The sequence below is a fragment of the Rufibacter tibetensis genome (genome assembly GCF_001310085.1).
In the GTDB taxonomy this organism is placed as follows: Bacteria; Bacteroidota; Bacteroidia; order Cytophagales; family Hymenobacteraceae; genus Nibribacter; species Nibribacter tibetensis.
The window spans coordinates 1,080,636-1,093,325 of the sequence record NZ_CP012643.1 but is presented as its reverse complement, the minus strand read 5'-3'; the positions used below and the strand labels follow the sequence as shown (position 1 = coordinate 1,093,325).

Here is a 12,690-nt window from a genome sequence, read left to right as displayed (position 1 = left end):
GCCTTTCTCATAACTACAAAATCTTTTCTGTGCATTTCTTCTTTTTGAGCTGCCTGGTTTATCTGCCTTGAGCTTTACTCAATGTGAGATGCGGAGTAAGTGGTTGATTTAGTAGTGTTTGCTTTGTGAAAAAAATTGAATGTAAAAGATAACAGGGGCAATAAAAAAGCGAGCGAAATATGTTTTCGCCCGCTTTTCTAAAATTAGGTACTAAAACTCCTATTGGAAGATATAGCGCAGACCAACTTGTCCTTGCCATCTTGAAGAGAAGGAAGTATTCCAAACGTCTGTAGTAGGTTTGTTGAAAGTGAAGCTTGGAACGTTGTTTGAATCACGAGATACAAACCTTACCAACTCTACTGCGGCGTTGTTTACAAAGTAGTTACGGCCCCAATCTTTGTTGATGGCATTACCTACGTTGAATACATCCAGCGTTAATTGCAACGTATGTTTCTTAGTGCCTATGTTAGCGAAGATGTCTTGCGCGATACGCATGTCTACGCGGTGTGTCCAAGGAGTACGGGCGCCATTACGCTCAGAGTATTGGCCGCGGCGGGTTCTCAGGTACTCATCGTTTTCAATGAAGGCATTCAGATCAGCCCATTGCTGCTCTGGGGTAACGGTCACTGCATTAGCTCCACTACCAATTACCAGGTTAGTAAAGCGGATTTCATCAGCCGTACGTGGTACGTAAAGAAGGTCATTGCCAGTGTTACCATCAGAGTTCAAGTCCTGAGCATACAGGTAGGTGAACGGAGTTCCTGATTGTCCTTCATAGAACAATGAGAGAGAAGTGCTCAGGTTGTTTAACCAGTTTACAGTATAGCCACCAGAAGCAATCACGCGGTGACGGATGTCAAAGCGAGAGTAAGACAACTCAGGATTATTAGGATCTGTAACAATCTGGTTAAACTGCCAGTTAGATCTAGCGGTGCTGCTGGTACCACTGTTCACATCTCTGGACTGACCGTGGGTATAAGCCACCATCGTATTGATACCGTTGTCGAAGTTTTTCTGTAATTGGCCAGTCAAGCTGTAAGTATAGCCTTTGCTGGTATTATCAAGCAGGATAGCATTTGTATAAGCAGTGTTCACTCTTCTATTGTTAGAGGAAGATGCGTAAACCGGTCTGTTATCTGCACCTTGAAGAGTAGCTACTGGTGCTTTCAAGTTGATGTCTTTGTACACAACATCATTGAGGGTCTTAGAGTAGATACCTTCCACGGTGGCAATGATCCCCAGGGGTAATACATAGTCAGCAGCCAGGTTGGTACGGAACGTCTGTGGGATTCTGAAATCCTCAGTTACAAGGTTAATTTCTGCAGTTGTACCTGCAGCTCCTAAGTTACGGATGTTGTCAATGTTGGTCTCAAATCTGCCGGTTCTGGTTTGGTTACCTAAGAACAGAGAGTTAAACGTGATTCCATTATTAGTGAACTGGTTAGACAACCACACAAAAGGAACACGGCCGGTGAAGATACCAGTACCACCACGCACTTGCAGTTTTTTATCACCAAATACATCCCAGTTGAAACCTGCTCTTGGAGCCCAAAGCAATTGTCCGCTAGGAGTAGCATCGGTTCTCACGCCCATGTACTGAGGAATAGATCCAAATGTCCGCTCTACACCCTCGTTACGGGCTGGAGTATCTGGCATTACCGGCATGTCAACACGTAGACCTAAGGTAACGCGAAGGTTTTCTGTCACAGAGATTTCGTCCTGTGCATAGAAGCCTAATTGAGCGGCATTAAATCTTGCAGCAGGAGTAGGGTCATTTGCGTTAGCAGAGTAGGTCTGTTCAATCTGGAAAGGTTTCTCGGCTAAGAAATCTTCCAGGCTGTTGAATTGGTAATAACCATTACCGTTGTTGATGAATAGGTTCCGGAATTTGAAGAACTCATTGTGCGTTCCGAAGGTGAAGGTGTGGTTACCTTTGAAAAGGGTGAGGTTATCTGTGAATTCGAAGATATCCTGATCCAATTCATTGAAAGCGGAGCTACGCTCTGTACCCGCGGTGATGGTGTTACTACCACTGTTGTTGAAACGGATGGTCACCTGTGGGAACAAACCGCCTGGAGTGTCTCTCTGGTCACGGATTCTGGAATAACCCACGATCAAGCTGTTAGACAAATTCTCAGAGAAACGGCTTCTAAGTTCAGCCACCGTACTATTGGTGGTGTTGGTGAACTCATACGCATTGTTGGCAAACCGGAAAGTGGTGTTGGAACGAGTAATGTTGTCATCAAAAGCAGTCACAAAGTTGTGGCGAAGCGTTAATTGGTGACGGTCTGTGATGTTCCAGTCTAAACGGGCAAATAACTTGTCGCTTTCCGTACGACGATCCAAAGGACCAAAGCTACCTGGATCATAGCCATACTTCTCAATAAGCGTTTGGGAGATAGTTCTCACAGAAGCCTCCGGTACAATAGAACCAGCCTCGCCTAAATTGTTCAATAGAGGCTCTGTGCGGCGGGTAATTTCACCATTCAGGAAGAAGAAAAGTTTGTCTTTCAGGATAGGGCCACCCACTCTGAAACCAGTCTGATAATCTTGAAATTTAGCAGTCTTTACTTCTGTGATTGGGTCTCTGCCCACGGTTTTCTGATTACGGCCGAACCCGTACACAGAACCCTCTACGTTGTTTGTTCCTGAGCGAGTTACGGCATTGATACCACCACCAGTGAAGTTACCGAATTTCACATCATAAGGAGCCAATACTACCTGGATCTGATCAATCGCATCCAGAGAGATGGGTTGCGTACCTGCCTGTCCACCAGGAGTACCGCTACCAGACAAACCAAATACGTCATTGTTCACGGCACCGTCAATGGTGATGTTGTTGTAACGGTTGTTGGAGCCCCCAATAGAGTTGCCAGAAGCTTGTGGCGTAAGACGGGTAAAGTCTTGCAAAGAACGGTTCAGAGTAGGAAGACGCTCAATCTGCTCGCGAGACACGTTGGTAGCCGCACCCGTGCGGTCAGCGTTGATTACCGCGTTACGGTCAGCTACTACCTGTACTTCGGCAAGACCTACTGCGCTTTGAGAAAGAGTGAAGTCTAATCTCAGCGTCTGGCCAAGTGACAGGTTGATATTCTCTCTTCTTTGCTCTTGGAAACCTACGTACGAGGCTGTGATTGTATAAGGACCACCTACCCGCAAGTTTTGCAAATTATACCGGCCGTTTGCATCTGCACTGGCAGCATATTGAGTGTTGGATGGTGTGTGTACTGCCACAATGGTAGCTCCGGCTAAGCCTTCACCACCTGCGTCAGAAAGAACACCGGTCATTGAGGCGGTTGTTGTACCCTGGCCCCAACTAAGGTGCATAGGCAAACACATCACCACGATGAGCATCAATCGGGTAATCAAGTTTTTCATAAAGGATTTTTTTTGTGCAAAAGTATAAAAGGTGAAAAGAAAAGGAGGTAAGGCTACTGTTAAGTTAACATTAAGAATGCTAACAGAGTTTTTGGGGAAAGAAAATGCAAAATTCCTGAAGGAGGAAAACATTTAGTTGGCGGTCAGTAGATTGACGGCGCAAAGATAGGGACTTAATTCTTCTGTTTTGCAAGCAAATTTTAAAGTTACCTGCAAGAACACTATAGCTTTAGATACCTTGAGTTAAGGTTTTAATAACACTTTTTGAAAGTTGTTAAATAGCACTTATTCTGTTGCTATGTTCTTTGTGTGATTAGTAATAATACGCGGGAGTTCTGTGAATTTTTTTAATAACACTTTAAGCTGGAAAGGACATTTTAAATGGATGGCCGAACGGCTTTCACAAATATTTTCTGATAATAGGGGCTAAACAGATTGTCTTCTTTTACGCCCAAAGAAGTAGAGGCGTGTATAAACCAGATTTCATCCTGGCTTTTTACTTCGGTGACCAAACCTACGTGCGTGATGTGGTACGCGCTTTTAGAAGAGCTGAAGAATACCAGGTCGCCTTCTTGTAGTTCATGGGTGGAAATGGAAGGCCCAAACTGGCTTTGTTCGCCAGAAGTGCGGGGCAATTGCACATCAATTGCTTGAAAGGAAGTGCACAGTAGGCCTGAGCAGTCCATGCCTATTCGGGAAGTACCACCCAATTGATAAGGGGTGCCGGTAAAAGAGCGGGCAGTATTGATCACGGTCTCAATGTCACGCCGAACGGCTCTGTTGCTGTTACTACTGCGGGAAATGTGAATGGAGCGGGAGGGCTTTTTGGTTCTGCTGGAAATACGAATCTCCTTCACTGGTTTTCTGTAGGAGCCTGACCGGCGGCTCATGCGCTCCTTTTTCTTCAGCTCTGCAATTTCACGGGCAGAACGGTACTTCTCGTTAGGTTTGCTGAAGGTAGAATAAGAAGACTTTCCGCAGGAGGCCAGGAAGAGAATCAGGCTTAAAAAGAAAGGGAAAGATATTTTAGTTACGTTGTTCAAAGCTGTCTTGTGTTGGCGCATTTCAATATCAATCAAAGATAAAGCATTTAACTTTTTATTAAAATGAGTTTTCACCTTACCCTTCGGTCAACCCTCCCTCCAATAAAGTACTCAGAAGACACGTAACCTTTTGAGAACCCCTATTGGTAACGGCCACAAGAAAGGGAGAGTATCTTGAAAAATACAACCCGTTTCAGGAGCTAACTATATTGTTGACCCTTAGCTGATTATGTTTTCCACTAGTTATCAACAGGTATTTTGAGCTTAAGGCCAGTTTTTAGGAAAGTACACTCAAAATGACCTTAAATGATGCCCTTTAGAAATTCAACTGCCCTGCGCTCTGAGTAGTAAAGGCCTTTTAGGAAGTCCTCAGAGAAACCCACGTGGCCGCCCTCTTTGGGTGTTTCCAGGTAGAAGTGAGGGTTTTGTTTTGCTTGTTCCACCGGAAAGCACTCCTTTGAAAGGAAGGGGTCGTTTTGGGCATTTACCAGAAGGGTGGGAATTTTGATCTTGTGCAGGTGAGAGATTGAACTGCAGCGCTCGTAATAATCAGCTGCGCTTTCAAAGCCGTGAAAAGGAGCCGTATAGCGGTCGTCAAACTGTTCAAAGGTGGTTATCTTTTCATAACCCGTTAAATCCACTTCAAACCGCTGTGACTTTTCTTTTAATTTCTCATGGAGAGACTTCAAGAACCGCCTCATGTAAATACGGTTGGTAGGCTTGGCTAATTGTGTACAGGCGCTTTTCATGTGGCAGGGAACAGAAAAGACGGCAGCCCGTTCTACCTGCGCTGGTACTCTGTCTGTCCATTGCCCCAAATAATTAAGGGTAAGGTTGCCGCCCATACTGAAGCCCACCAAATAGATAGTTTGGTACAGTCCAGATGCCAGGGCATGGCGTACTACCAAGTCCAGGTCTTCTACAGCTCCCATGTGATAAGAGTGTAACTGGTGGTTGGGTTCGCCACTGCAACTTCTGAAGTTCCAGGCCAAAGCATCCCAGCCGGCTATGTTCATGGCCCGCACCATTCCCTTCATGTACGGCCGGTGTGTGTCCCCTTCCAGCCCATGTGACAAAACTACAAGGGTGGTTGAGTTCACCCTTGACCAATCAAGATCCAGAAAGTCCTGATCTGGGGTAACAATTCTTTCCCGTAGGTATTTGACAGGAGGCAGGCGCCTAAGGGTGCTGGGTAGTATAGTCTGGAAATGTCCCTTAAAAAGATAGGAAGGGCCTTGACGGAAGCGGGAGGGAAGAAGCGGCATAATGGTATTCCCTGCTAAGTCTGCAATAGGAATGTGCAAAATTAAGCCTTTTCAGATCGAACAGCAAAATATAATTAAATATAGAGTATGATAGAATTATATAAATTCATCGATTTTTTTATGAGATTGGGCGAGAACGTCGGTTAATAGAACTAAATTGTGTAATTAAACAGAATAGAACCTGTATTATTGTATTATCAGAATTGCTGCAGAAAGCTTTAACTTAAATTTTAATCAAAGATACTATGAATAATTTTACTGATAATATAAATAATCAAAGCTATTTAGTTGAAGAGAAAATGGGGGAATTCTTGACACCTGAGGAGTTTCTCCAATTAGCGTCCGCTAAATTAGCGTATTTAAAAGCTTTGTACCGCAAGCAATTAGGCTATGATGCTTTGGTGGCTGCTCCTTAAAGGTAACTGCTTTGAGCATTAAAGAAAAAGCAGCCTGTCGGCTGCTATCACTTAGAGTAACATTTCCAGAAGTCCTTCTTCTGTCTTTGTGAGCATGGTTGAGATGCTCCCTCCAATATGGAAGTTTAGACACGTTCAACGCCTGTTTTTTAGAAATTAGCTTAAAAGCTAAGCATTCTTTCTCCCTGCTAGAAAAGGAGTATGCTACTTAAACAAGCGTTTTACTGGTCTATGTAAAACTTCAGAACTACTCAGAATCTTTATTTCGTTTCTTTTTTTGTTTGTGCTTCACCACCTTGGCGTCTACATAGAAGATGATTTCCTCGGCAATGTTGGTGATTTGGTCGCCTATTCGCTCCAGTTTCCGGATGATGCCAGAGACTTTCAAACTTTGGGCAATGTTCTCAGGGTTTGCCTGAATATATTTAATGATGACCTTGTCTGTTTTTAAATGAATCTTATTCAGTATTTTATCTTTCTTAATGATTTCGCGCGCCAGTTCTGTATTTTCCTCATAAAACGCACGTTGCACGTCTGCTAACATAGCTTCAGCGGCATCATACATTTCCAATACCCGCGTAGTTTCCAGTAGGGCAGGGTCAATGGGAGTACCGGCTTCTTTAATTAATTGCGCAATGCTTTCAGAGGAATCTCCAATGCGTTCTATATTAGAGTTTATCTTTAAGATAGCCATCAGCCACCGCAGGTCAACTGCCACGGGATTATACAACGCAAAGATGTTCTCGCACATGCGGTCAATCTTGATGTCATATGCATTTACTTTTTTGCCACGCTTTATGATTTTATTGGTTAGCTCCTCATCCCCATTTAGGAGAGCGTCTTTTCCTGCAAGTACCTGAAACTCTACCAAACTCCACATTTCATTTACTTTGTCTTTGATGGCGAGGAGCTCTTTGTCTAAATGGTTCATGTTGAAAGCTTTTCTGCAGTTGAGGTAAAAACTGTTTGTATAGATAACAAGAAAACCAGAAAAGTTCTTGCAATCTGGCATATTTGTTTCAGGGCGACTTCTAAGAAAACAGGCCCAAAAGGTAGCGAAGTCAAATCAATGTTTCATAATGAAACTGTCGCTTACCCAAACCGGCCTGTAATATAATCTTGGGTACGCTTGTCTTTAGGATTGGTGAAGATGGTTTTAGTTTTGGCATGTTCCACCAGTTCACCCAGGTAAAAGAAAGCAGTGGTATCGCTTACCCTACCGGCTTGCTGCATGTTGTGAGTCACTATGACTATGGTGTACTGCTCCTTTAATTGATGAATTAATTCTTCAATTTTGGCGGTGGAGATAGGGTCCAAGGCCGAGGCAGGTTCATCCATCAACAGCACAGATGGGGAGATGGCCAGTGCCCGAGCAATGCACAAACGTTGTTGCTGCCCGCCAGACAATGCCAGCGCAGACTTATTTAGGTTGTCTTTTACCTCGTTCCAAAGCGCTGCCTGCTGCAAAGATTTCTCAGCGGCCTCTACTAGTGTTGCTTTGTCTGAGACACCTTGTATTTTGAGGCCGTACACTACGTTCTCGAAAATACTCTTCGGAAAGGGGTTGGGCTTTTGAAACACCATGCCCACTTTCTTCCGCAGCTCGTCTACCAGCACACTTTTGGCGTAGATGTTATCGCCGTCCAGCAGAATCTCTCCTTCGGTTTTGAAGCCATCAATGTAGTCATTCATGCGGTTGAACAGCCGCAGGAACGTTGATTTTCCACAACCAGAGGGTCCTATGAAAGCAGTGACGGTATTCTCTTCCATGACAATGTTAATGCCCCGGAGCGCATGAAAATCGCCGTAGTAGGCGTGCACGTCTTTTGCTTCTAATTTGATCTGTTTCTTACTCATGCCGGTACGCTTACCACTTAATTTTTTTCTGCTGCCTGTTACGCAGGTAAACGGCAATGCCATTCAGCAGGAAGGTGATGAACAATAACATAATAATAGCCGCTGCTGCATTCACCAGGAACTCGGCCTGAGGCCGGGAAGTCCAGTTGAAGATCTGGATGGGCAGTACGGTAAATTCATCGTTGGGGGAGGAAGGCACAAAGGGCACATACGCCAAGGCACCAACCACAATCAACGGGGCGGCCTCACCCACGGCTCTGGAAAGCGCTAGAATGACGCCCGTCAAAATGCCGCCGAACGAAGCAGGCAGCACCTGCCGCCAGATAGTCTGCCATTTGGTGGCCCCCAAGGCATATGATCCTTGGCGAACGCTTTGCGGAACGGCCTTCAGCGCCTCGCGGGTGGTTACAATCACGATGGGTAAGATCAGTAGCGAGAGGGTTAAGGCACCAGCCAACAAACTGCTGCCTAAGCCCATCTGCCGCACAAAAATCTCTAAACCCAGCAGTCCATAGATAATGGACGGCACACCCGCCAAGTTGGCGATGTTGATTTCCAAAAACGAAGATAGCTTAGTTTTGCGGGTATATTCTTCTAAATACACCCCCGCTGAGATACCCAACGGAAAAGCAATGATACTGGTTAGGAGCAAAATCCACAAGGTGCCTGCCCAAGCTGTTAGAATACCTGACCGGCTGGCTCTTCTGGAGGGTAAGCTGGTTAAGAAATCCCAGTCAATGCGGCTCATGCCTCTTGAAATAATGTCTATCAGGAGGGCTGCCAGAAATACGAGTCCAATGAGCATGCATAAGACGCCAAAGAACTGAAAGGCTTTGTCCTTTAGCTGATTGATGGAGGATCTAGTCATACTTCTCCTGATATTTCTTTTTGATCCAGAAGCTGAGATTGTTCAGCCCGAAGGTAAAAACGAACAGAACAATACCTGCCGCAAAAATGGTCCGGTACTCCAGTGAACCGTGGGGTACGTCGCCTAGGCTTACCTGTACAATGTAGGTAGTAATGGTTTCAATAGGTACCAGCGGGTTCAGCGTCAGGCGCGGTTGCTGCCCGGCAGCAATGGCCACAATCATGGTTTCACCTACTGCCCTAGAAATAGCCAGAATCACAGATACAATAATGCCCGAGGAAGCGGCCGGTACCATCACCCTGAACGCCGTCTGCAAGCGGGTGGAACCCATGCCGTACGAAGCCTCGCGCAAAGATTTTGGTACTGAACTGATGGCATCTTCGCTCAAAGAAGAAATCATAGGAATGATCATGATGCCCATGACAATGCCCGCTGATAGCGCATTGAACCCGGCCAGCCCGGGTATAAAGCTTTGTAGAAACGGGGTTACCACAGTAAGGGCAAAGAAACCATAGACTACTGTAGGAATGGTAGCCAAAATTTCAAGCAAAGGTTTGATGCTCCGCTTCAGACTGCCAGGAGCGTACTCGTTTAGGTATACGGCAATGGTTAAGCCAATAGGCAGAGCCACGGCAATTGCAATGGCGGTGGTCAGAAAAGTACCCGCCACTAAAGGCAGAATACCAAAGTGCTTCTGAGCGAAAAGAGGCGTCCATTCCTTTTCGGTGAGGAACTCTATCACCGAAACTTCCTGGAAGAAGGGAATGGAGCCTGCCAGTAGCACCCAAATAATTCCTGCGGTGATCAGAATGGTAATGACGGCAGCCAACCATAACAGACTCTCAATGATTTTCTCCGATAGTTTCAACCTGCTGGGAGTTTAGGTGTGGCAAAGCTATAGTAATGCTTTGCCTATTTAAAACAAAGATAAATGTCTTTTGCTGGTTATTTTGCTTGCTCAGCACAGCAACAGGATAAATTATTTTTAGGAAACCGGTATCACCAACTGCCACCTGCTTTTAAGTCTATTTCAAGAATACGACTTAAAAGCAGGTGGCAGTTGGTGATACCGGTGGTAATTGGTTATTTCTTCAAGCCAGAGGCAAACTCCTGAAATTTCTGTTTCTGTTTTTTGATCTCCTCTGCCGGAAGCGGAATGTAACCTACTTCGCTGCTTAGCTCGCTGGCATTGTCAAGGTAGAAGTTGACAAACTTCACTACCTCTGGTCTGCTGGCAGCTTTAGAGTTTACGTAGATGAACAGCGGTCTGGAAAGCGGGGCATAGGTGCCGTTTTTCACAGTTTCAACAGATGGCATGATAGGTCCTTTTCCGTTAGCATCGTTCTGGTCATCAATTGCTACCGCTTTCAATTTGCCTTTGTTCTCCAGGTAATATGCGTACCCAAAGAAGCCTAAAGCATTTTTGTCGGTAGACACGCCTTGTACCAGCACGTTGTCATCTTCAGAGGCGGTATAATCTCCGCGGCTGGCGTGGCTTTCTCCTACAATAGCTTCTGTAAAGTAGTCATATGTGCCTGACTCTACACCTGCGCCAAACAAATGAATTTCTTGGTTTGGCCACTCCGGACGAATCTGGTTCCATCTGGTAATCTTACCTTGAGCGGCGGGCTCCCAGATTTTCTTCAGCTCAGCCACTGTCATGGTGGTAGCCCAGGTGTTTTCTGGGTGTACCACTACGGTTAGGCCGTCATAGGTGATAGGCAACTCAATGAAAGAAATGTTGGCTTCCTGAGCTTGTTTGGCTTCCTCCTCTTTGATTGAGCGGGAAGAATTGTTCATGTCGGTTTCACCGCGCACAAATTTCTTGAATCCGCCACCGGTACCAGACACGCCCACGGTCACTTTTACGTCAGGCGCTTCGGTTCTGAATTCCTCCGCCACAGCTTCGGTAACTGGGTAAACTGTAGAAGAACCGTCAATCTGGATGCTGCCAGTTACGTTTTCGCCGCTATCGGTGCCATTGCTTTCTTTGGTATTTCCACCACAAGCGCCTAGAAGTAAAGTAGCCACCAATAAGCTGCTTACCTGGGTTTTAATTGATTTCATAGATGTAGTTTTCATGCTTTTACGTCAGTTATTTGTAATCGGCTTAAAAGTTAAATTGAGCTTGTAACCGTAAGAATCGGCCGTGCTGACGATTGTTAAGTGCCCGGGCATCTTTGGTAGTCCGGTCTGAGATGGTGTATTGGGTGGCCAACTCAAAGTTAGCCAATGGCTGCCACTCTAACCCAATTTCCGTTTCATATACTTTGTTGTACCGGGCATCGGTTTCCGCTTTCTTGCCTCCTTCATAAAATTGGGCTTTCAAAAACGGTATAAAGTTGTGGTCTCCTATAGAGAAGGCGTACATAGCCTGAGCATAACCGCCGGTTAAAGATTTGGTCTGGATGGTTTTAGTGGCTGGGTCAAATTCTGGGCCTCTGCCCACGTTATATTCTGCCTGAAAGCCAAACGGTTGCGGATACACCACCAAGCTGGCGGCCACTCGTTCGTCTCTGAAGTCTCCTCCTTTGATGGCACTGCTGCTCAATTGGTCTGAGGTAACGGTGTACAAACCGGTGTAGGCCTGGATGCCGGGCTCCACTATCTGACCGTTCTTGAACGCGAAAGGATAGGCAAGACGCGCTACTATGTGTTGATTATTGTTGGCTTCCTGGCGGTTGGCGGTTTGGCCGTTGTAAATACCTAACCCAAACACGCCGTAGTCACCAGAGCCTTTCATGCGGCCGTTCGCCAATTCACTGAATCTTTTTCTGATGTGGTCTGGGGCCCAGTAGAACATCACACCTAAATCACGTTCATTAGGCAAGGCACTGTTCAGGGCATCGTTCCGGTCAAGGGTAAGGCGGTTCTGGCTTGATTGCATGTTCTCAAACCCGTAAGGCACCTTGCTTTGGCCCACCCGTAGTCTAAACTCCTTTTGTTTGTCAAGGGACAAATCAAAGTAAGCGTCTCTGAGTTGGACAAAGTGGATGGCAGAACTGCCGGATGGAGTGGAGGCAAAGTCTGGTTGAATGTAGATATACACACGTTCATGCACATTTCCGCTGAACACCATACGAGCCCGTCTGATCAGGAATCCGCCTTTGTCGCCAACAGATTTGTCATATTCTGTTTTCAACTGCGGGTTGGTTTCCAGCAGGCGGTTGTACCTGATTTGCACGTATCCGCGAAGCGATATTTTATCATACCAATGCGCTTTAGGAGCAGCCTCTGGGGCTTTAGGTTGAGCTATCACTGAGTCTTGTGCAGAGGTAGTGGTTACTTGCGCCTGCGCAGTTGGGGCAGAAAGCATAAAAGCAGCAATAGCACTTATTTTTAGAAAACAAGTTCCTAGTACTCTTTTGTTTATGGGTGAGAACATAAGCAAAAAGGGTGGTAAATAAAGGTTAAAATGAAAGAAATAACACAATTCCTGTATTTGGTCAGAATAGAAGAACCGCGGGATGGGTCAAATCAGCTTTAGCAGGATAGTGCTTTCACCCTCATTTTACCATTTCAAAAACCTTGATGTTTAAGCCTGTAGTCAGCAGGCTTAGAGTCATTGTCTTTTCCTGCTGCAAAAGTAGACCCATGGTATTGCCTGAATATTACTGCTATGTTATGTAATTGTTAAGAAGAGCTGCTGCTGCAAAAGTACAGCCTTTGGAAAATGAAAAATTTACCCCTGGAGGTCATTTGAGCAAAAGAGGTAGGATTATAAAAACACCCTCCGGTGAAAAGTATTTTAAAAGGTATAAGTCTGAAAGCATGTTTAAAGCCTGTTTTTACCAAAGCAACTGATAAATAACATGTTAAATTGATGGAAATTTTCAAAAGTGTGGCAAAAACAGAAACTCTTA

The 12,690-nt window shown here is 45.4% G+C and carries 10 protein-coding genes; 1 reads left to right on the top strand and 9 read right to left on the bottom strand.

Going from position 1 to position 12,690, the window contains the following annotated elements; genetic code table 11:
- Positions 1 to 219: 219 nt before the first annotated feature.
- The 3 genes from DC20_RS04245 to DC20_RS04235 form a co-directional block, all read right to left on the bottom strand.
- Entirely contained in the window at positions 220 to 3,378 is a 3,159-nt protein-coding gene (locus DC20_RS04245; RefSeq protein ID WP_062545784.1) for a TonB-dependent receptor, read from the bottom strand.
- A 377-nt stretch (positions 3,379 to 3,755) separates the two neighbouring features.
- Positions 3,756 to 4,457 carry an NlpC/P60 family protein gene (locus DC20_RS04240; protein WP_245652299.1) on the bottom strand — a complete coding sequence of 234 codons (702 nt, stop codon included), beginning with the start codon at positions 4,455 to 4,457 and terminating at the stop codon, positions 3,756 to 3,758.
- Positions 4,458 to 4,723: 266 nt separating this feature from the next.
- Positions 4,724 to 5,725 carry a YheT family hydrolase gene (locus tag DC20_RS04235; protein WP_316934520.1) on the bottom strand — a complete coding sequence of 334 codons (1,002 nt, stop codon included), beginning with the start codon at positions 5,723 to 5,725 and terminating at the stop codon, positions 4,724 to 4,726.
- A 206-nt stretch (positions 5,726 to 5,931) separates the two neighbouring features.
- Between DC20_RS04235 and DC20_RS22785 the strand changes: the two genes are divergently transcribed.
- Positions 5,932 to 6,102 (top strand): hypothetical protein, encoded by a 171-nt coding sequence (locus DC20_RS22785; RefSeq protein WP_157593047.1) that lies wholly within the window; start codon positions 5,932 to 5,934, stop codon positions 6,100 to 6,102.
- 247 nt (positions 6,103 to 6,349) lie between these two features.
- Here the strand turns inward: DC20_RS22785 and phoU are convergent, their stop codons facing one another.
- The 6 genes from phoU to DC20_RS04205 form a co-directional block, all read right to left on the bottom strand.
- The gene (gene phoU, locus DC20_RS04230; protein ID WP_062545781.1) at positions 6,350 to 7,033 is read right to left on the bottom strand and encodes a phosphate signaling complex protein PhoU; all 684 of its coding nucleotides are present in this window, start codon (positions 7,031 to 7,033) and stop codon (positions 6,350 to 6,352) included.
- Between the two features lie 161 nt (positions 7,034 to 7,194).
- On the bottom strand, positions 7,195 to 7,944 hold the full coding sequence (pstB, locus tag DC20_RS04225) for a phosphate ABC transporter ATP-binding protein PstB (RefSeq protein WP_218918746.1): 750 nt from the start codon (positions 7,942 to 7,944) through the stop codon (positions 7,195 to 7,197).
- Between the two features lie 25 nt (positions 7,945 to 7,969).
- On the bottom strand, positions 7,970 to 8,827 hold the full coding sequence (pstA, locus tag DC20_RS04220; RefSeq protein WP_062542697.1) for a phosphate ABC transporter permease PstA: 858 nt from the start codon (positions 8,825 to 8,827) through the stop codon (positions 7,970 to 7,972).
- Positions 8,820 to 9,695: a phosphate ABC transporter permease subunit PstC gene (pstC, locus tag DC20_RS04215; protein ID WP_062542696.1), complete on the bottom strand. Its 876-nt coding sequence runs from the start codon at positions 9,693 to 9,695 to the stop codon at positions 8,820 to 8,822. Before pstC ends, pstA begins: the two co-directional genes overlap by 8 nt.
- Positions 9,696 to 9,910: 215 nt before the next feature.
- Positions 9,911 to 10,894: a PstS family phosphate ABC transporter substrate-binding protein gene (locus DC20_RS04210; RefSeq protein WP_062542695.1), complete on the bottom strand. Its 984-nt coding sequence runs from the start codon at positions 10,892 to 10,894 to the stop codon at positions 9,911 to 9,913.
- Between the two features lie 43 nt (positions 10,895 to 10,937).
- Complete coding sequence (locus DC20_RS04205) at positions 10,938 to 12,143, bottom strand: porin (RefSeq protein ID WP_062542694.1); 1,206 nt, start codon at positions 12,141 to 12,143, stop codon at positions 10,938 to 10,940.
- Positions 12,144 to 12,690: the final 547 nt, after the last annotated feature.

What these genes read in the sequence shown, in the direction of transcription:
- pstA (WP_062542697.1), bottom strand. Translation starts at nt 8,827, where the DNA reads ATGACTAGATCCTCCATCAATCAGCTAAAGGACAAAGCCTTTCAGTTC.
- DC20_RS04205 (WP_062542694.1), bottom strand. Translation starts at nt 12,143, where the DNA reads ATGCTTTCTGCCCCAACTGCGCAGGCGCAAGTAACCACTACCTCTGCA.
- DC20_RS04245 (WP_062545784.1), bottom strand. Translation starts at nt 3,378, where the DNA reads ATGAAAAACTTGATTACCCGATTGATGCTCATCGTGGTGATGTGTTTG.
- phoU (WP_062545781.1), bottom strand. Translation starts at nt 7,033, where the DNA reads ATGAACCATTTAGACAAAGAGCTCCTCGCCATCAAAGACAAAGTAAAT.
- DC20_RS22785 (WP_157593047.1), top strand. Translation starts at nt 5,932, where the DNA reads ATGAATAATTTTACTGATAATATAAATAATCAAAGCTATTTAGTTGAA.
- DC20_RS04210 (WP_062542695.1), bottom strand. Translation starts at nt 10,894, where the DNA reads ATGAAATCAATTAAAACCCAGGTAAGCAGCTTATTGGTGGCTACTTTA.